Here is a 19,070-nt window from a genome sequence, read left to right as displayed (position 1 = left end):
GATTAGCTTGTTAAAATAAAAAAAACGATACCTAAAGTAAGGCAATATGGCATTTACAACAACCTACACACTTGATAAACCCTACTTTTACGAGTGCTTTGATGAGTCACTCCCTTACAGTAAGCGCGCAAAACCTAAGTACTTTTTACTTGTACTACTCGTTGCGCTTGGTTTATTTGGCATTTATGGTTTAAACGATCATTACTTAGGATCTTTTATGATCATGCTGGGTGTACTTGAGTGCGTCGCTTTTTACTATCGCAGACCTTGGTGGGTAACTAGGCAAATGCTTAGCAGAGCATCTGGCTCTGAGGTAACACTTACTTTTGATGAAGACGGTATTAAGTCTGCTAATCATTACAAAAGCTTTCAATTAACATGGCAAGACATAAGCGAAGTAATAAATACGCAGCAAGGTATTATTATTAAAAATAAAAGTGGTATGCAGTACATTTCAAAACAAATACTTAGTCCAGAAACACTCGCTTTTATAAACAAAAAAACCACTCAATGAGTGGTTTTTTGATATAACTCAGTAAATTACTCAGTTATTTATACTTGTTGATTAAGCATTGCCCGGATTAGGGTTAGACTTTTCAGCTTGTATACGCATATAAATCTCTTCACGATGCACTGATACGTCTTTTGGTGCATTAACACCGATTCGAACTTGATTTCCTTTTACGCCTAAAACAGTAACGGTTACTTCGTCACCAATCATTAGGGTTTCACCTACTCGTCGAGTTAGTATTAGCATTCTATTGCTCCAATGTTCTAGTAAAAATTATAAGATTCCGCTAAACATTTTAATGAAAATTAGACTGAAAAGTAAGTAAAAACTCCCAAACTATCTATTTTCTGTTAAAAATGCCTTATGTAATGCACGAACTGCCAACTCTAGGTACTTTTCGTCTATCAAAACTGAAATTTTAATCTCTGAAGTAGAAACCAAAACTACGTTAATATTTTCTTGCGCTAATGCATCAAAAAATAAACTAGCGACACCAGAATGCGATTTCATACCCATACCAACGGCAGACACTTTTGCCACCGTTGTTGATCCACTAACATGTTGAGCACTTAACTGAGCTTTTTGCTCAGTTACTAAGTCAAGCGCTTGCAGATAATCGTTCAGGTGCACAGTGAAAGCATAGTCTATTTTTTCAAAGTTATGATTAACTTGATTAATCATATCTATTTCGATGCCATTTTCGGCAAAAAGTTTCAAAATTTTTGCAATATATTGTGTACCACTTGGCACACCTTTTACTTCAATTAAACATTCATCACGATTAAATGCAATTCCTGATACTACATTGCTTGGCATATCGCTTTCCTCAAAACTTATTAACGTGCCATCGTCAGGACTAAAACTAGAAAGTACCCTAAGTGGCATATTATGCTTTCCTGCAGCTTCTACTGAACGAATATGCAAAACTTTTGCCCCTAAACTTGCCAGCTCTAACATTTCAGCAAATGTAACCTGGCTTAATCGTCTTGCATTAGGTTCAACACGAGGGTCTGTAGTATATACGCCGTCAACGTCTGTGTAGATCTGGCACTCGTCAGCTTTTATAGCTGCTGCAATTTCTACAGCCGATGTATCAGTACCACCGCGTCCAAGCGTTGTAATGTTACCTTCTACATCACGCCCCTGAAATCCTGCAATAATAGCAATGCGATTATGTTCAAGTTCATGCTTTAAACGTGTTGCAGCAACATCTTCTATGCGGGCTTTACCAAACATGTTGTCGGTAAGAATATTTACTTGATCGGCTAATAGGCTTACAGCTGAATGCCCACGTTTAATAATAGCCATAGCCAATAGAGAAATAGAAACCTGTTCTCCGGTGCTAATTAGTACATCTAGTTCACGGTTACTCGGGCGAGTATCGATTTGCTTGGCGAGATTAATTAAGCGGTTGGTTTCTCCCGACATAGCCGAAAGCACTACAACCACTTGATGTCCTTGTTGTCTGGTTTTAACAACAAGGTCGGCGACTGCTTCAATTCGCTCTATTGAGCCAACCGAAGTGCCACCGAACTTTTGAACAATGAGTGCCACTTAAACTTAAGTACGCTCAGTTAACCAAGCTGTTACGCTATCTAGTGCAGCAACAAGGTTTTGTGGCTCACTACCACCAGCTTGTGCCATATCTGGACGACCGCCACCTTTACCACCTACTTGACCTGCCATATGGTTAACTAACTCACCGGCTTTTACTTTGCCTGTTAAGTCTTTAGTTACACCGGCAATTAGGCTTACTTTGTCGCCACTGGCAACACCCAGTGCAATAACACCTGAGCCAATTTTGTTTTTAAGGTCGTCAACCATACCGCGAAGCGCTTTAGATTCAGTACCTTCAACGTTTGCTACAAGTAGCTTAACGCCGTTAATTTCTACTACTGAGTCAAGTAAAGACGCACCCGCTGCACTTGCTAACTTATCGTTAAGTTGCGCAATTTGCTTTTCAAGACCTTTAGACTTTTCAAGTAACGCAGTTACTTTTTCAAGTACCGATGCGCTATCGCCTTTAACTAAAGCAGCTACATCATGTAATTGTTGCTCTTGCTCGCTAACATAAGCAACTGCATCTGCGCCTGTTACGGCTTCAATACGGCGAACGCCAGCGGCAATACCGCTTTCAGATACAATTTTGAATAAACCAATATCGCCTGCGCGCTCAACGTGAGTACCACCACAAAGCTCAATAGAGTAGTCGCCAATGGTTACTACACGTACTTCGTCATCGTACTTTTCGCCAAACAACGCCATAGCACCTTTCGCTTTAGCATCATCAATAGCCATAAGCTCAGTATTAAGTGCAAAGTTACGACGAATTTCGTCATTAACTACACGCTCAATTTCACGTAATTCATCTTTTGTAACCGCTTCAAAATGCGAAAAGTCAAAACGTAAACGATCAGGTTGAACAAGTGAGCCTTTTTGACCTACATGGTCGCCCAATAACTGGCGTAATGCTTCGTGTAAAATATGCGTAGCTGTGTGGTTTTTCTTAATACTATCGCGGCGCGTATCATCAATAGTTGCGTCAACTTTATCGTTAACACCAATACGACCTTGTACAGTACCGTGATGAGCAAAAGCATTACCAAGCTTAGTTGTATTAGTAACATTAAATTCGCCACCAGCAACCGTAATAGTACCAGTATCACCCGTTTGACCACCTGATTCAGCGTAAAACGGTGTGCGGTCTAGTACTACAATACCTTGTTGACCATCTTCTAATAATTGTACAGCTTCGCCACCGGCAAAAATTTCAATAACGGTCGCGCTGTAATGTGTGCTGTCGTAACCTTTAAAGTCAGTGTGTTTATCAGATTTTAATTGGTCATTGTAATCAGCGCCAAATTTACCTGCTTGCTGCGCTGTTTTACGTTGTACAGCCATGCATTCTTCAAAGCCCTGATGATCAATCGTCATCTGGCGCTCACGCGCAACATCGGCCGTTAAATCAGCTGGGAAACCGTACGTATCGTAAAGTTTAAATACTAAGTCGCCTGGTATAATATCGCCTTTAAGGTCACTTAAGCTTTCTTCTAAAATAGCTAAGCCACGTTCAAGTGTTTTACCAAACTGTTCTTCTTCAATGCGTAATACTTTTTCGATAATTTCTTGTTGCTTAGCAAGCTCTGGGTACGCTTGACCCATTTGCTCAATTAGCGCAGCAACTAATTTATAGAAAAACGAACCTTGTGCACCTAACTTGTTACCGTGGCGCACAGCACGACGAATAATACGGCGTAATACATAACCGCGGCCTTCGTTAGATGGCATAACACCGTCTGAGATTAAAAACGCACACGAACGAATATGATCCGCCACTACGCGTAGCGACTTGTCGTCCATGTCTTGTGCATTTGTAACACTTGCAGCAGCGGCAATTAAGCCTTGAAATAAGTCGATTTCGTAGTTTGAATGCACGCCCTGCAAAATAGCAGAAATACGTTCAAGACCCATGCCCGTATCAACAGACTGCTTAGGTAATGGTTCCATTGTACCGTCGCTTTGACGGTTGTACTGCATAAATACAAGGTTCCAAATTTCGATAAAACGGTCACCATCTTCTTCAGGTGAACCAGGAGGTCCGCCCCAAATATGCTCGCCATGGTCATAAAATATTTCAGAGCAAGGACCACACGGACCAGTATCGCCCATAGACCAAAAGTTATCTGAAGTCGCAATACGAATAATACGATCCTCTGGCAAACCAATTTCGTTAGCCCAGTAACCAAACGCTTCTTCGTCATCGTGATAAATAGTTACTAAAAGTTTTTCTTGAGGTAGGCTTACTACCTCAGTTAAAAACTCCCATGCAAACTTAATCGCGTCTTGCTTAAAGTAATCACCAAAGCTGAAGTTACCCAACATTTCAAAAAATGTATGGTGGCGAGCAGTGTAGCCTACGTTTTCTAAATCGTTATGCTTACCACCAGCACGTACACAGCGCTGCGAGCTTGTCGCACGTGTATAAGGGCGGCTTTCTGCGCCTAAAAATACATCTTTAAATTGCACCATGCCGGCGTTATTAAATAACAACGTGGCATCGTTACCCGGAATAAGCGAGCTAGAAGGTACTATTTGATGTTGTTTACTGGCAAAAAAGTCTAAAAACTGTTGCCTAATTTGTGCGGTAGTCATGTGCTGCATTTGAAAGTCTCACCTGTATTTACTGTGCTTGCATTGCAAAATTAATTTCATCGTAGCTAAAACCTCGGTACATCAAGTAGCGCACGCGCTTGGCCTTGTCTTTGTACTCGAGATCTGGCGGTGTATTTGAATATTTTTTATTGTACGCATCCTGCGCAAGCTCAAACCAATCTACTTCAAGCTCTTCGACTACCATTTCAAGTAGCGAACGATCAATCCCTTTGCCCATAGCTTCGCTTTGTATTCGCTTAAGCCCGTGGCATTTAAATATATGTTTTCTTACAAAGCCTTCACAGTAACGCTGCTCGTTAATAAAATTGTGCTTTTCGCACCAATCAAGCAGCGTTTCAATAAACTCTTCTGTGGCTTCTTTTTGCTGTAATTTTAGCGTTAATTCACGGCGCGAATATTCTTGGCGCCCTAGTAGCCAAAGTACATAGTTTTTTAGTTTTTGCTTTAACTTATCATCCATTAAGCGTCAAAACGTCCGCTTTCTTCACTGCTAAGAGGTTTAACATTACTATCGTCACTTGGTGGAACAACAGGCATAAAAATGGCTTGATAAGATACAAAAAAGCTAATGTAGCAAATCGGCATTAAAATCAACAGTGGTAAGAACGATAAGAACATCGAAAGCGACATAAATATTGCGCAAATAACGCAGTAAACGCTCAGTGGTAAAATATTATAATAAAACACCATAAATGAGTCTTTAAGCGCATTTAATATACGTTTCTCTTTATTAAAATAAACAAGAGGAACCGCATAAGCAAATGCCGTAAAGTAAATCGACATCGCAATTAAAAATAAAATTACGCTAGCACCCGAAATACTTTCAACCATTTACTCAAGGGCGACATTAGGATCAACATTTGGCTGGGTCATAATAGCCACTGCATCGGCAAATAAACCATTTGCTAGCAAAGCCATTAAAATACCCGCACCCATTTGATACAGCGCTAAACGTAATAGTCCTAAGCGATTCCCTTTTGCCGTAAACGGCTTGAGAATATCAGCAAGCATAATTTTTCCGCCTTGCTGCTTTGTAAGTACCGCTTGGTAAAACCCTGCGGTTAAAAATGGCGTAGCAAGTGCTGCGACTACTTGCAGCAATGGTAAAAATAACGACAGTAGTCCTACAATACCAATAAACAAATGCATAAAAATAAAGGTTGCTGGTTGGGTTTTAAAAATAAGCCACCCTGCTTTAAACCACTTTAGCCCGGCATCGGCTTTAAAAACGCGTAATTGTGTAGACATACTTACTCTTAATTTATAACGAAACACGCCAAGTATAACTTGGCGCTGGGTGGGATCACAGGGTTGGAGTATTAATATTAAGGTTTTTTAATCTTTTTAATATCTAACATGTGCGCGCCATGCTTAATTTTAGTTTCTAAATATGCTTTATTACCCGCAACACCCGCTTTAATGTGCGCATGCGTCCCTACAACTGAGTCAACCTTAATACCGGCATCTCTCAGTGCGTTAAGCTTTTTAGGATTATTGGTCATTAATTTAACATGGCTTAAATTAAGCGCACCAAGCATTAACACCGCATCCGAAAAATCACGCAAGTCATCAGCAAAACCTAAGTGGTTATTAGCCTCGTAAGTATTCATCCCTTGCGATTGCAATACATAAGCGTCTATTTTATTGTACAAACCAATGCCGCGACCTTCTTGGCGCAAATACAACAAAACACCGCCTTGCTCGTGCATCATTTCAATACATTCATTTAGCTGCTCGCCGCAATCACAACGCGATGAGTAAAACACATCACCTGTTAAACACTCTGAATGCATACGAATAAGTGGAACATCCTGTTCTGTATCGGCGTTGTTAAACACCATAGCAACATGTTCTTTGCCATCTTTTAAATCACTAAACGAGATTATTTCTGCAGGAATATCACTATTTTTGCCAACATTAAGCTGGACTCTTGCTCTTACTTGCGCCACGACAAATCCAAATATTTAAGTAACTACGACACGTCAATAAAGTGATAATATCACAAAATAGGATTAATACACCGTAGTACAACACTGTTTATGCCAAATATATGGCGACGGCAGCCCCTATTTTCAATGCTTATAACGAATAAATAAGTCTATAAAAGCAGCTTTATACTCACTTTTATTTACCCAATTTCATGACAAAATCAATGCTATTTGCTAATGTACCTAAAAGTATAATTATAAATAATAGGGATCATTATGAAACGCAAACAACTCGCCTTAATTGTAGGTATGAGCTTATCTATTCTCAGTACTACAACATTTGCAAGCCAATCAACCGACTCTCAAGCTATTTTTTCACAGGCATACCAAGATTATTTAGCTGCAGTAAAAGCAAACGAAAACGTAAAACAAGCAGCTAAACTTGCTTATACAACAGGCTTAGATAATTACGAAAAAGACTCCGATAACATCGCAAGCCTTGCTATTAACTATGCAAAGTCTATTGATGCAATCAGTGATAACTACGATCAACGCTACGCTCTTTACAAACAAGCATACGATATTTTAGTTAAAAACAATGGTAAAAAATCAGTAGAAACAATTGATGCAATATTTGGCATGGCAAATAACACTCAATCAGCCCGAACAGCCCATAATCATTTAAAACAGGTGATTGAAATAGCCCTTGAGCAAGACAAGCCAAAATTTGTTGCAGATATGAAATTTGAAGCTGCATCGTTACTGACTCAAAAATTTGTAAGCAAAAAGTACCGCCAAGCTAAAAGTTACTTGGAAGAAGCCGACGAGTATTATCAAAAAAACTTACCAGAAAACTCACTGGATCGCATAAAAGCAGATTTTTTAATGGCTTCATTTGCACAAGGTCGTAAAAAGTACGACGAAGCAATTAGCCGATTAAACCGCGTTGTTAGTGTGTTTGATAACAATTTTGATTTTGATCATAGCGCAGAACTAAGTGCACATTCTAAGCTTATAGAACTTTACGAAAAACAAGGTAAAAGCGAAGAAGCAACAAAGCACTGCCTAGCTATAGCTAAAATGATGCCGTGGAAAGAATCGCAAGAGCAAACACCACTCTATCGTGTTAATCCTAGATACCCAGTGCAAAAAGCCAGATTTAGTACCGATGGTAGCGTTGTTATGGAGTTTGAGGTAGACGCAGCTGGCTTTGTAAAAAACCCAAAAGTACTTAGCTCTGAAGGCGGCAGCGCATTTGAAAAGTCAGCCAAAGCAGCGCTTGAGCAATGGCGTTACGCGCCAAAGTTTGAAAATGGCAAACCCGTTAGCGCTATTTCTCAGGTAAAACTCGACTTTAAAATTAACCGCCACTAAAAGCGGCTCATTAAAAAAGGCGCTTTATGCGCCTTTTTTAATACCAACTAATACAAATCCTACGTAGTTAAAATTCATAACTTACGCTAATACCGCCATCGGCTCTTTTTTCGTTGCTGTCGCTTGCTTTACCATAGCCCACATCTAGCTCTAATCTAAAACCAGCGCTGTTCAATCCATTAAAGTTATAGCTGTAAGTAAGCCCTATGCCGTTTGTTGTTTCTTCATCAAAAATACCGCCAATTACACAACCTAGCGTATTAGCAAAGTCAGTTGCTACATCATTTGTTAAACTTTCACACTCTTGGTCTGTATCTCTTGCGCCAATAGCACCCACAAGCGCGCCAAAAGCATGCTTTTTATTATCGCTAACTGCTTGTTCAAAACCCGCAGAAAATCCATCATCAAGACCTAGTTTATAGTTAGCATACCAGCGTTGTGTGTCGTCGTTAGCCGATAAAGACACTTCAGGTATAACCAAATAAGGATAACCACCCCCAATCGAAAAACTAACCTCGTTGGCAGCACTAGAGTAAGAAGCAATAGATAAAGTGAGTAGTAATATTTTTGTTTTCATTAAGTTCCCTTTGAGTAAGCATAAAATGTACTCACTTTAGGAACTTGATACAATACGAAAAAAGCCTAGTTATATTTTAAACTAGTCGTTATTGGTGATTAAATTTTTGACAGAATTTTATCACTCGCCGCTTCAATTAAATTGAGTACATTTTCAAAGCCGTCATCTCCGCCGTAATAAGGGTCAGGAATTGCACTAACGCTCTGTTCACCAAACTCTAAAAACAACGCTAATTTATACTGTAAATGCGCTGGGCAACGCTCTTTTAAATCAGTTAAGTTTTGCTTATCGGCGGCTAAAATTAAATCAAATTCAGTAAAGTCGCTGGTGCGTACTTTGCGCGAATAAATACCTTTAAAACTATAACCACGTTTTTCGCCAGCAGCCATTGAGCGACTATCAGGCGCTTTACCTTCGTGGTAACCAATAGTCCCTGCCGAATCGACTTTAACGTTAACGCCTAGCTTTTTAGCTCGGGCTTTTAATACCGCCTCTGCCGTAGGCGAGCGGCAAATGTTACCTAAACAAACTATGAGTACTTTTTTCATTAAGGCTCCTCTAACTAATTTAAAAACCTAAGCTTTAAAACTGTTTTAAAATACTTGCGTCGTAATCTTCAACGTTAAGCGTTACGTTATGCTGCGCTGCAACAGATTCAAGCTCAGCTTGTTTAATGGCTAAATCGTCCATAGTGATTAGGTTATCGTCTAGTTGCCACAATAACCGAGAGCCCGCGTAGCTATAATGAATCGCTAATAACGCATCGGCATTACCTTCACGACCAGCGGCTTTTAACTTAGCCATTTTACGAGTTATTTTATTAAGTGCTTTTTTAAGCTCCCACACATAAACAACTTCAGTCATAAACGTATGAGTACGGTATTTATGAAGTAACCATGCAAGCCCAACGCTAGTAATAGCAACACCTATTAAGTTCCAATGAAAATGACTACCACTTTCATCAGGAAATAAAGCAATCAGCGTTTGCGATATAGCCAAGCTGCCTACAGCCAAACCTACACCACAACCTGCAATAACACGGTTTAAATGTTTACGGTAACGTGCTTTATTTATTTCAATGAGTTGCATAACAGCCTAAAAATTTGAGTTTTAATATTTTCGAATGGCTATTGTAACTAAACCCCGCATTTTTTATAAAACTATTTCACCCCTTTTTGATTTGCCACCCGTTATAGCTTTGAAAACACCTTAATGAGTTAATTTGGAGCGGCTTATGCACACACTTGAAGTACCTAACAATCCAGTATTTATTAAAACATCGACCGCTGTTATTGGCGGCGCCGCAATGACCTTTGCTGCTTTTGCGTTTATGCAGTATTTAATCAGTGGCGAGCAGCGTGCACCGGTTAAACCTGTCGGCGATATTATAGTAGAGATTTTTCAGGCGCCTAAGGATTCAAAGCTAAGGCATATACAAAAAATACAGCCGCCACCGCCAATGCCTAAAGTGCCGCCTAAAGCACCACCACTCGATTCATCGCCCGATCCTGTTCTAGCAATTAGCGACTTTACGCCGGTTACAATTGACGATTTTGATGGCGACATTAACAACACCATTAATCGCCCAACGGGAGATGCAACACCCATTGTGCGCATAAACCCTAAATACCCAACTACAGCCGCGCGCGATGGTATTGAAGGTTGGGTGCAACTAAGTTTTAGTATTTCGCCAACGGGGGAAGTAATCGACCCAGTGGTCATTAACGCCGAGCCAAAACGTACCTTTGACCGCGAAGCAATAAGAGCCATTAAACGCTGGAAATATCGCCCCAAAGTAATTGAAGGTGTGGCACAATTACAAACAGGTCAAACCGTACAGCTCGATTTTAAATTAGATAACTCTATTTAACGGACTAAACGCCTATGCTACTAAGTATTAAGTCATGGTTATTTGAAACGCCAAGCAAGGACTGCATGGCAAGTTACGCAAAAAGTGGCGACAATCGTTACTTAGAGCAGCTTATTGCCCTCTACAGTAACGACTTATACCACTACCTTGTTACTCAATCTAATACGCATTTAGCATACGACGTAAGCCAACAAACATGGCTAAAAGTAATCGAAAAACGCCACCTTTACCAAGCGCAAACCACGCCAAAAGCGTGGTTATTTAAACTTGCCCGCAACACACTCATTGACGAATACCGCAGGCAACAACGCTTTGTAGAGTTTGACGAAAACACGCACTTACCAGCACAAAATGACAAAAGCGAAAACGACTTAAATAGTGGTGGCTTAACTAGTGGAGACTCGCATATAGATAACTTAAATATAGGCAGCTCAAACATAAGTTATGAAGCATTCAACATCGCGCTAAAACAACTTAGCTTTGTACAGCGCGAAGCCATTACTTTGCAACAAGAAGGCTTTTCGCTCGCCGACATAGAACTCATAACGCAAAGCAATACCGAAACCATTAAAACAAGGCTGCGTTATGCCAAGCAAAACCTTAAACGTTTATTAGGAGCAAACAATGAACAAGCCTGATGAGCCGTTTGATCAAAAGCTCACACAACACTACAAAGAGCGAAAAGCACGCACTACACTCAGCGCTGCCCAACAAAAAGCGTTACTTAAAAAAGCCACACACATAAAGCCTAAAAAGCCCACAAGGCTTAGTTTTACGCTACAACTAACTAGCCTAGCCTGCGCGCTTGGTGTGTTCGCCTTTATTGTGCTTAATAATAACGACGTAATAAATATAGAGCCTAAAACAGTGCTTAACACAAAGCTTAACACCATAGACATTCACGACTATTCATTTATAAAAACCCACGAAATAAACCAAGCTGGTAGCTATGCAAGTTCCATTACAGAGCAAAAGCACGCGCTCGACAGTCAATTAGCTAACGACTTACGCCGCCATCAACAACGCATTGTAGAATATGGCACGCTCGTAAAGGTCGATAACGACTGGTACATAGCCAGCTGTAATGACGAGGTGCTAGTGCAAATTAAGCATTCACTGCTCAGTGATTTAAAAGGTAAGCACGCGGTAGAAAGTAATATAAATACGGGTGATATGCTGGCTATGGCGCATAACGGTAAGGGGCAAATTATTGCACTTAAACATGCGAGGGCTGGGGTTAGGCAATGTGGGGCTTAGATTGCAATGAGTTTATTCATTTGAATCTATTTTCTAACATAGGTAGACCAAGGGTTCGAGAAGATTAAAAAATTTAATTTGTGTAAGATAAAGAAAACAACAGAATAAAAGTATAAATAAGCTAAAGGAAAACTATGGGTAAGTTCAAAATATGGTTTCAACGGTTAACATTTGCTAATTTTATTTTATTACTTTTAGTATTTATTTCCTATATTCTTTGGGTACCTAACGGAAGCTGGGGGACATTAAGCGATGTAATTATAGCTACATTCACTTTTATAATAGCGTACACAACTACATTACTTTTGGTCGCGGCTTACACAGCGGGAAACTCTTGGTTTGACCAATTTAAATATCAAAAAGAAAATGAATTTATCGAAACCTTAGTATCTATATTTATATTGAATCAGATTATCAGAGAGTACAACAATCGCTTAAGTATGTATCAAGACTTAATCAACAAAGTAGAAGGTGATCAAAAAAAATTTCCAAGTGAAGCTGAAGGTTTTTTACAAAGTAATGGGATAGATACTTCGGTAAAAATGTACTCAATATCAGATATTATTAATTTCAAAAAGAATTATGATTTCATACAACCTCGAAATAGAGAAAAAATTATCGAATCAATAGATGAGATTAACAATAAGAAATATAAAGCTATATCTTTAGCATCTACTTTAAAGCTTGGTATATCAAGTGAAGAACTTAATGATGATATAAGCCTACTTAGAAATTCAGAAAAAGAAGATGATCATTCATCATCAAAGAAAATTATAGAAAAATATGCATATAGTTTGGGCCTAAAAGACTTTACCTTAGTAACAACAAATAGATTCGAAGAATATAAAAAAGGTAGCTTTTAGTACCCACTTTTTAAAAACATAGACTTGTGTTCATCAATCTAGCAAAAACTGATTAAGTTTTTACGCACTTATTTCCGGCTAACGCCCGACGCGCCAGCAAGCTGTTCACCTACAATAAACACTACATATAACTAGCTTTGGGTGTACTCATTGCATTGGAGATCCGTTGGGTTTCGTGTCACTCAACCCAACCTACGTCCGTTAAAAATGTGATCTTAGCGCTAAATAAATCATTGTTAATAATTACTGCTTTAAAAGCCGCTTTTCTGGATTATTTAAGTACTTTAAGCCAATGGTAACTATGCGCGTATGTACCATTGTTATAACGCGTATTTGCACATTACCAATAACAACAATAGAGCCTTTACTGACTTCTCCTGAAAGCTTTTGGTTAATCACTTCTTCCAAGCTTATCTCTTCTGGGGCGTCTATTTGCATGTGATAAGAGTAAAATATATCGCCTACCAACGTCACCCCTTTTACTTTAAGCTCGTTGTGGGCTAAGTGGCTATCTTGATGGTTTGTTTTATCGGTTGCTGTAAAAACTAAATCAACAAAAGGTCTGTTATCTGGTTTTAAAACAACAAATAAGTGATCGTTTGCTTTTAACTTAGTTGAGCCTCGTGGCGGTATGATTGACGGACCCCGTGTGATCATAGCAACAACCACACTCTCAGGAAGTGCCGCATGTGACAAACTGCGCTCAGAAACGCGGGAAACGTCACTTAATGTGTATTCTACAATCTCTATATCAATATCGTTTAGCGCTGTAATTTCGAGCGTTGCAGCAGCTAAATCAGGTGGCGACTCTACTAAATTTAGTTTTTTAGCCATCCAAGACATTGTTGAGCCCTGTAACGTTGCTGAAATTAATACCACGAAAAAAACAACATTAAAAATAAGCTCAGCCCCTGAAAGGCCAAAGAGTAATGGGAATATAGCTAAAATAATGGGCACTGAGCCCCTAAGACCAACCCAAGATACAAACAAGGTTTCGCGATTGTTAAAACCAAATAGTTTTAAAATAGGCGCTACAGCTAATGGGCGAGCAACAAAAATAAGTGCCAGTGCAATAAGCAATCCTTCTAGCCATACATCAACCAACGACGATGGATTAATAAGAAGTCCTAATACAACAAACATGGTTATTTGCCCAAGCCATGCTAAACCGTCATGAAAAAGAAAAATACCGCGTTTATATACAAACTTACTGTTACCTAAAATTACGCCCGTTATAAATACAGCTAAAAACCCACTACCGCCGAGCGTTGCTGAAAGGCCAAAAGAGAGCAGTCCAAATGCTGTTACCATCACTAAATATAAGCCCGATGCATTTAGCTTAATTCGATTAATAAACCAAACAGATACCTTACCAATTAAAAGACCACAAATAGCGCCCACACCCATTTGTTGAGCAAATAATTGTAGTAAACCCAGCCCTATTGGCATGTCATTAACAAGCATTTCTAACAAGCCGACCGTTAGAAAAATAGCCATTGGATCGTTAGACGCACTTTCAATTTCAAGAGTAGACTTAAGCTTTTTATTTAAGTGAATGCCCGCACTTCGTAAAAGTGCAAACACTGCGGCGGCATCTGTAGAGCCGACAATAGCGCCCAGTAAAACACCTTGCAATATAGGCAGGTCTAAAATATAAGTAGCTACAAGGCCGGTAATTACAGCGGTAAATAACACCCCAACGGTCGCTAAAGCGGAAGCGGGTTTCCACACTTGTTTAATCGAACTAATAGGCGTTTGTAAGCCACCATCAAATAAAATAATGGCTAGTGCTAAAGTACCCAGAGCATGCGCTGCCTCTGCGTTATCGAATGAAATACCTGCAATACCATCTTCACCTGCGAGCATTCCTACAAGTAAAAATAGCACCAGCACAGGCAAGCCAACGCGTGCAGATAATTTACTCGATATTACTCCGAGTAAAATCAAAATAGCACTTACAAGAATGATATTATCAATTACAAACATAGTGTGGGTTTACAGCCTTATATAAGTTAAAAAGTAGAGTTGCCAGCTATTAAAAAGCTTAAAGCGCTTGCTATACAATAACCTAAAAAATATAAATATGGGTACTTAAGTCTATATTTAGATAGTTTAAATGGAAGTTAGATAATCGTTGGATTTAATATTACTCAGCTCAACTTAGCTCAACTTAGCTTAGCTTTATTTATTTTTAAAACAAAAAGCCTGCAATTAAGCAGGCTTTTCAATAACTGTAAGCAATAATAAAAGGTATAACGTGCTTTAGCGCATCATACGCGTTCTTTTAAAACGCTATTTACAGTCTGATTTTATGAAAATCCATGCTCAATATCTCGAAAATTCCATTGTCCGTTTGGATCTGCTATATCAATTAATTCACACGCTTTTTTATTCCAAGCAGCTAGCCATGTAATATAATTTGTTAGCTGATGGTAAGCTCGGTCTGGCGCATCAGAGCGAATTCTCGACATTGAAAAACCAGAATAAGTAGCACCACTTCCAATCCAGCCAACAATTGATGATACAGCTCCACCGCCTGGAACTATAAAGCCTGCAGTTGTTGTTACTAACCCTAATATAGTCGCTGTTTTTTCAACACTATTACCTGTTTTCATTATGTCGCCACTTATTACGGGGTGTAATAAAGCGAGTAAATTAACAGCTTGTGGTTGATTAGAAGCAATTGCAACATCGTTTGAAGTTTTTGAAGTGTTTGTAGGAGCTGCTCTTCCTCGCATTGCAGGAAGTAAGCTATTAAAAGATTTTTGGCTATTATTACTTGTAGAAAATTTAACTGATTCAGTACTCAAACCACCCGCTTTAACACGCTTTTGATCTCTTGGTGTTATATTTGATTTATAAGTTCTTTGTAATCGACGATAAACAGCTGCGCTACATTGTGTCATTTGTATTGCTAAAGCAGCTTGATCTTTAAAGGCTTTACCAATTGCACGTTCAGAAAGTTGCATTAATTGAGATTTTTTCTTAAGTGCGTGTTGCCCGATAATTATATCCACTAAAATATCCTTATTAATCATTTTATGGTCAAAATTATATCATGTTGGTCAATAATATTAATATCTAAAAACAAATATTTGGATTGTTTTTTATTCAACTTGTATAAATTGATATTAAATACTAAACAATTTTACAAACGTAATATTCTTCAAAGTATTACTGATATTTAGAGTGGAAGATTTTAACGCATTAAAAAGCCTGCATAGTTGCAGGCTTTTAGGTAATTATTATTGCTCGTTTATTAAAGCATTACTTCTATAGTACGCTCTTACAAAACAATTATGCTTGTAACTAAGTAGGCTACAAATGTAAGACCACCACCAAATAAGGCATACGGTAGCTGCGTTTTAACGTGTGTGAGTAAATCACACCCCGATGCAATAGCCGATACGGCGCTGGTGTCGGATATAGGCGAGCAGTGATCGCCAAATATACCACCACCCAAAATAGCACCAACAACAAGCGACGGCGGTAAACCTAGCGCTTGAATAAGTGGCACACCGATTGGGATTAATATAGCAAACGTACCCCACGATGTACCTGTAGTAAACGACATTACCGCGCCAGTTAGAAACAGCACCGGTACGATTAAGTAAATAGGTAAGTAGTCGCCAACAAGTGATGCTACAAATACGCCAGTGCCAAGCTCTTTAAGGCTTGCACCGAGTGTAAGCGAAAGCAGCACAATGGCGACTAGCGGCATTAATTCGCCCATACCTTTAAAACCGGTATCAACTAATTGATGGTGCGTAAATTTACGTGAGCCAATCATTAAAAAGTAAGCTACAACAATGGCTAAAACTGTTGCGTACAATACTGATTTAGAACCGCTACCCTCGGCAAGTACACCATTACCGGTGTAATACATAAAACCAACCATGCTGGTAATTAGCGTAATAAGCGGGATTAACATGTAACGCGCTTTAGAGGCTTTTATATCATCTTTTAAGTCGGTTGTTTGAAGCTCTAGTTTTTCTTCGGCTTCTTTCATTGGACCGTGCACTTTATCAAACGCGATTGTGTAAAAAACAATGGCAAGGGTAATTATGGCGTAAAAGTTATACCCTACGCTGCCCCACAATACCGATACAGCCGACTCACCTAGCTCGTAGTTACCTAACAAACCAAGTACAAATGCGCCCCAGCCATTAAGTAGTATTAAAATACACACTGGCGCACTGGTGCTGTCAATAATGTAAGCTAGACGCGCTCGGCTCATTTTAAATTTGTCGAATAAGCCACGCGATAAAATACCGGAGGTAAGTACGCTCAGGTTAGATTCTATAAATACTGCAATGCCGGTAAACATGGTTAAAAAGCCTACTTGGCGCTTACTTTTTGCAATGCCTTTATTCATTAGCATATTAACAGTTGCTGCAACGCCGCCAGATTCACGAATATAGGCAAGCAGTGCACCAATTAAAATACTAAATATTAATATGCGTGTATTACCTGGCGAGCTTGCAACCGAAATAATACGTTCAATGGTATTTAAAAAAGTGTCAAACAAGCTATTACCTTCGCCCTGAAAGGCGAGTAAAAACTCAGAAGAAGCAACAGCAACAAGTAGCGCCATAATTACTTCTTTTCGCCAAAACACGATAGCAATCGCTATCAACGGCGGTAAAATAGAATACCAATGCATAAAAAGTTAACCTTAATTATCAGCGAGTGATACTCGCTTTGTACGCGCTTTAACGCTTATTTGTTAAGCCTAACAACATAAACCGGCTTAGTTTTATAGACCGCTTAGCTTAATGGATTGCCTTACTCAAGTCACCTGTAAATAAATCACTTAAGGTGGCACAGTTAGCACGTTTTAACCTATACGATAGCTTATTGATTTAGTAACGCCTCATAAATAAGCGACACTACCGATCCGTACTGTGCGGTTTCGAATTGTTTACCTGTAAATTCGTAACGTTTTTGCGAACCTTTAATTGCGCTATGGCGAGCATTAGTAAGTAAAACAATAGCCAAATCGTAAGCGGGGTCGATTACGGTTACTGTCCCCGTCCAACCTGTGTGCCCGTATGCTTGTGCGCTTGCATAAGGACCAAAGTGCCAACGCCTCGCTTGGTTGTTACCAGCAAGCCTAAAGCCAAGCCCGTAGGTTTCATCGCTGCTTTGAGGCGTTAAAAATTGTGCTAAGGCACTGGCACTAAATAATTGTTGGTCGCCGTAACCACCGCTATTTAATAATAGCTGACAAAGCACGGCTAAGTCGTGGGCATTACTAAATAATCCCGCATGCCCTGCTACGCCATCAAGTGAGTAGTAAGCGCGCTCGTCATGTACTTGCCCTTGTAAAACACCGGTGCGAATATTATCAAACTTAATGCGCCCGTCTCGCGTGTTACCGCTAAGCTCGGTGGCTGCAAATTGATTATGCTTAAAGCCTTTTTTAAGTGGATTAAATAACGTGTTAGTTAGTTTTAATGGCGCATAAACTTGCTGCTCTAGGTATTCGTCAAGAGGCTGCCCAGTAATGCGCTCAATCAGCACGCCTAAAATCATGTAATCAATATCTGAATAAACATGCTGCCCAGATGATTTATTACTAAAAGGTACGCTGGTAAGTAATAGCTGTTTGGTGGTTTTGCTATTTTGAGAATAAAACGCTTCACCATAACGACCATCTTTGCGATGAAAGTCAAATACTGGTGGGTATCCGGCGCTGTGAGTGAGTAAATCTTTTATTGTACGCTCAGTTCGCCCTTCACCTTTATATTCGCTTAGGTAGCTTTGCACGGGTTTATTAATATTCAATAACCCTTCGCTTACTAATTTCATAAGTGCAAAGTTGGTTGCGAATATTTTGGTGTTTGAGGCAAGATCGAACAAGGTATTAGTTTGCATTGGCTCTGGCCGAAGTAACATTAAATCACTTTGCTGATATTGTTTTGCATCGCCATAGGCGGTTAATTTTATTAGTTCACCATTTTTAACAACAGCCAGTACAGCCCCAGGAAAACCCGCTTTTACATCACGCTCAATAAGTGCATCTACTTCACTAAAATCAACAGGCTTAACAGGCTGACTATTTAAAGTAGGGAATGCAAAACGCAGCGTTAAACTTGCGCCTTCAGGAATTATATTTTCAACCTTAAATGTATTAACACCATTGTGAGTGCTTTTTGCCAAGCTGTAATTATACAAAGTATTTGCGCTTAATTGGCTAACGTCGAGCTTTTGATTATTAATATAAATATCGGCGCTTTGTGCGTTATGGTTTTGTATCAATAATTGACCGCGCCCTTTGTAAGCTTTAAACGTTCCTCGGTTATTTACATAAAACCGACTACTTGGGTTTACCTCAGGAAACGTAACAACTACTTGTGCGTTAGGTAATTCTACAAGTTGGCTTTTTGTTAGTAGTGGCAGTGAGCTAATAGGCTGCGGTGGTGTAGTGCAACCCACGGCAATAAAGCTTAAAGCCACTATAAATGCTTTTTTAATGCAGCCACTCCTTTGGTTTTTTAAAGCAACGAACATGGGA

General features: G+C 39.4%; 18 protein-coding genes and 1 pseudogene. 6 read left to right on the top strand and 13 right to left on the bottom strand.

All coding sequences use genetic code 11. The annotated features are described in order from the left end of the window. Positions 1-46 precede the first annotated feature (46 nt). Positions 47-514: a YcxB family protein gene (locus GQR56_RS01350; protein ID WP_024612199.1), complete on the top strand. Its 468-nt coding sequence runs from the start codon at positions 47-49 to the stop codon at positions 512-514. A 51-nt stretch (positions 515-565) separates the two neighbouring features. Here GQR56_RS01350 and csrA read toward each other — a convergent pair whose 3' ends face one another. From csrA to ribA, 6 genes and pseudogenes are all read right to left on the bottom strand, one after another. Further along, a complete protein-coding gene (gene csrA / locus GQR56_RS01345) occupies positions 566-757 on the bottom strand; it encodes a carbon storage regulator CsrA (RefSeq protein WP_004587515.1) in 192 nt (63 codons plus the stop codon). A 90-nt stretch (positions 758-847) separates the two neighbouring features. Beyond that, complete coding sequence (locus GQR56_RS01340; RefSeq protein ID WP_166108900.1) at positions 848-2,065, bottom strand: aspartate kinase; 1,218 nt, start codon at positions 2,063-2,065, stop codon at positions 848-850. A gap of 6 nt (positions 2,066-2,071) precedes the next feature. Further along, entirely contained in the window at positions 2,072-4,672 is a 2,601-nt protein-coding gene (alaS, locus tag GQR56_RS01335) for an alanine--tRNA ligase (protein ID WP_166108899.1), read from the bottom strand. 19 nt (positions 4,673-4,691) lie between these two features. Next, positions 4,692-5,144 carry a regulatory protein RecX gene (locus tag GQR56_RS01330; protein WP_166108898.1) on the bottom strand — a complete coding sequence of 151 codons (453 nt, stop codon included), beginning with the start codon at positions 5,142-5,144 and terminating at the stop codon, positions 4,692-4,694. After that, positions 5,144-5,932 (bottom strand): annotated as a pseudogene (locus GQR56_RS01325) (BPSS1780 family membrane protein). Before GQR56_RS01325 ends, GQR56_RS01330 begins: the two are co-directional and overlap by 1 nt. Before the next feature lie 77 nt (positions 5,933-6,009). Next, on the bottom strand, positions 6,010-6,633 hold the full coding sequence (gene ribA, locus GQR56_RS01320) for a GTP cyclohydrolase II (protein ID WP_166108897.1): 624 nt from the start codon (positions 6,631-6,633) through the stop codon (positions 6,010-6,012). 255 nt (positions 6,634-6,888) lie between these two features. Between ribA and GQR56_RS01315 the strand changes: the two genes are divergently transcribed. Beyond that, the gene (locus GQR56_RS01315; RefSeq protein ID WP_024612194.1) at positions 6,889-7,986 is read left to right on the top strand and encodes a TonB family protein; all 1,098 of its coding nucleotides are present in this window, start codon (positions 6,889-6,891) and stop codon (positions 7,984-7,986) included. A 67-nt stretch (positions 7,987-8,053) separates the two neighbouring features. Here the strand turns inward: GQR56_RS01315 and GQR56_RS01310 are convergent, their stop codons facing one another. From GQR56_RS01310 to GQR56_RS01300, 3 genes are all read right to left on the bottom strand, one after another. Further along, positions 8,054-8,563, bottom strand: a complete 510-nt coding sequence (locus GQR56_RS01310; RefSeq protein WP_166108896.1) for a hypothetical protein — start codon at positions 8,561-8,563, stop codon at positions 8,054-8,056. A 98-nt stretch (positions 8,564-8,661) separates the two neighbouring features. Next, positions 8,662-9,111, bottom strand: a complete 450-nt coding sequence (locus tag GQR56_RS01305) for a low molecular weight protein-tyrosine-phosphatase (protein ID WP_166108895.1) — start codon at positions 9,109-9,111, stop codon at positions 8,662-8,664. A gap of 34 nt (positions 9,112-9,145) precedes the next feature. Then, a complete protein-coding gene (locus tag GQR56_RS01300; RefSeq protein WP_024612191.1) occupies positions 9,146-9,652 on the bottom strand; it encodes a DUF3087 domain-containing protein in 507 nt (168 codons plus the stop codon). A 145-nt stretch (positions 9,653-9,797) separates the two neighbouring features. Between GQR56_RS01300 and GQR56_RS01295 the strand changes: the two genes are divergently transcribed. The 4 genes from GQR56_RS01295 (at position 9,798) to GQR56_RS01280 (ending at position 12,553) form a co-directional block, all read left to right on the top strand. Further along, positions 9,798-10,433, top strand: a complete 636-nt coding sequence (locus GQR56_RS01295; protein WP_166108894.1) for an energy transducer TonB — start codon at positions 9,798-9,800, stop codon at positions 10,431-10,433. 14 nt (positions 10,434-10,447) lie between these two features. Continuing rightward, on the top strand, positions 10,448-11,071 hold the full coding sequence (locus tag GQR56_RS01290; protein ID WP_166108893.1) for a sigma-70 family RNA polymerase sigma factor: 624 nt from the start codon (positions 10,448-10,450) through the stop codon (positions 11,069-11,071). Then, a complete protein-coding gene (locus tag GQR56_RS01285) occupies positions 11,058-11,690 on the top strand; it encodes a hypothetical protein (protein WP_166108892.1) in 633 nt (210 codons plus the stop codon). Before GQR56_RS01290 ends, GQR56_RS01285 begins: the two co-directional genes overlap by 14 nt. A gap of 134 nt (positions 11,691-11,824) precedes the next feature. Then, positions 11,825-12,553 (top strand): hypothetical protein, encoded by a 729-nt coding sequence (locus GQR56_RS01280; RefSeq protein WP_166108891.1) that lies wholly within the window; start codon positions 11,825-11,827, stop codon positions 12,551-12,553. 243 nt (positions 12,554-12,796) lie between these two features. Here the strand turns inward: GQR56_RS01280 and GQR56_RS01275 are convergent, their stop codons facing one another. From GQR56_RS01275 to pbp4b, 4 genes are all read right to left on the bottom strand, one after another. Then, complete coding sequence (locus GQR56_RS01275; protein WP_166108890.1) at positions 12,797-14,539, bottom strand: potassium/proton antiporter; 1,743 nt, start codon at positions 14,537-14,539, stop codon at positions 12,797-12,799. 323 nt (positions 14,540-14,862) lie between these two features. Further along, complete coding sequence (locus tag GQR56_RS01270) at positions 14,863-15,570, bottom strand: hypothetical protein (protein ID WP_024612415.1); 708 nt, start codon at positions 15,568-15,570, stop codon at positions 14,863-14,865. A gap of 269 nt (positions 15,571-15,839) precedes the next feature. Beyond that, positions 15,840-17,216: a Na+/H+ antiporter NhaC family protein gene (locus GQR56_RS01265; RefSeq protein ID WP_166108889.1), complete on the bottom strand. Its 1,377-nt coding sequence runs from the start codon at positions 17,214-17,216 to the stop codon at positions 15,840-15,842. A 191-nt stretch (positions 17,217-17,407) separates the two neighbouring features. Then, positions 17,408-19,066, bottom strand: coding sequence for a penicillin binding protein PBP4B (gene pbp4b, locus GQR56_RS01260; protein ID WP_166108888.1), 1,659 nt, complete (start codon positions 19,064-19,066; stop codon positions 17,408-17,410). Between the last annotated feature and the right edge of the window lie 4 nt (positions 19,067-19,070).

Origin of the sequence: Pseudoalteromonas sp. Z9A5 (assembly GCF_011378875.1) — a bacterium.
GTDB lineage: Bacteria > Pseudomonadota > Gammaproteobacteria > Enterobacterales > Alteromonadaceae > Pseudoalteromonas.
This window is presented reverse-complemented; position numbering and strand designations above follow the sequence as displayed.

Excerpts from the sequence above, each read along its gene's own strand:
- GQR56_RS01350 (WP_024612199.1), top strand. The coding sequence starts at position 47 with ATGGCATTTACAACAACCTACACACTTGATAAACCCTACTTTTACGAG.
- csrA (WP_004587515.1), bottom strand. The coding sequence starts at position 757 with ATGCTAATACTAACTCGACGAGTAGGTGAAACCCTAATGATTGGTGAC.
- alaS (WP_166108899.1), bottom strand. The coding sequence starts at position 4,672 with ATGCAGCACATGACTACCGCACAAATTAGGCAACAGTTTTTAGACTTT.
- GQR56_RS01330 (WP_166108898.1), bottom strand. The coding sequence starts at position 5,144 with ATGGATGATAAGTTAAAGCAAAAACTAAAAAACTATGTACTTTGGCTA.
- GQR56_RS01315 (WP_024612194.1), top strand. The coding sequence starts at position 6,889 with ATGAAACGCAAACAACTCGCCTTAATTGTAGGTATGAGCTTATCTATT.
- GQR56_RS01310 (WP_166108896.1), bottom strand. The coding sequence starts at position 8,563 with ATGAAAACAAAAATATTACTACTCACTTTATCTATTGCTTCTTACTCT.
- GQR56_RS01305 (WP_166108895.1), bottom strand. The coding sequence starts at position 9,111 with ATGAAAAAAGTACTCATAGTTTGTTTAGGTAACATTTGCCGCTCGCCT.
- GQR56_RS01300 (WP_024612191.1), bottom strand. The coding sequence starts at position 9,652 with ATGCAACTCATTGAAATAAATAAAGCACGTTACCGTAAACATTTAAAC.
- GQR56_RS01295 (WP_166108894.1), top strand. The coding sequence starts at position 9,798 with ATGCACACACTTGAAGTACCTAACAATCCAGTATTTATTAAAACATCG.
- GQR56_RS01290 (WP_166108893.1), top strand. The coding sequence starts at position 10,448 with ATGCTACTAAGTATTAAGTCATGGTTATTTGAAACGCCAAGCAAGGAC.
- GQR56_RS01285 (WP_166108892.1), top strand. The coding sequence starts at position 11,058 with ATGAACAAGCCTGATGAGCCGTTTGATCAAAAGCTCACACAACACTAC.
- GQR56_RS01280 (WP_166108891.1), top strand. The coding sequence starts at position 11,825 with ATGGGTAAGTTCAAAATATGGTTTCAACGGTTAACATTTGCTAATTTT.
- GQR56_RS01275 (WP_166108890.1), bottom strand. The coding sequence starts at position 14,539 with ATGTTTGTAATTGATAATATCATTCTTGTAAGTGCTATTTTGATTTTA.
- GQR56_RS01265 (WP_166108889.1), bottom strand. The coding sequence starts at position 17,216 with ATGCATTGGTATTCTATTTTACCGCCGTTGATAGCGATTGCTATCGTG.
- pbp4b (WP_166108888.1), bottom strand. The coding sequence starts at position 19,066 with ATGTTCGTTGCTTTAAAAAACCAAAGGAGTGGCTGCATTAAAAAAGCA.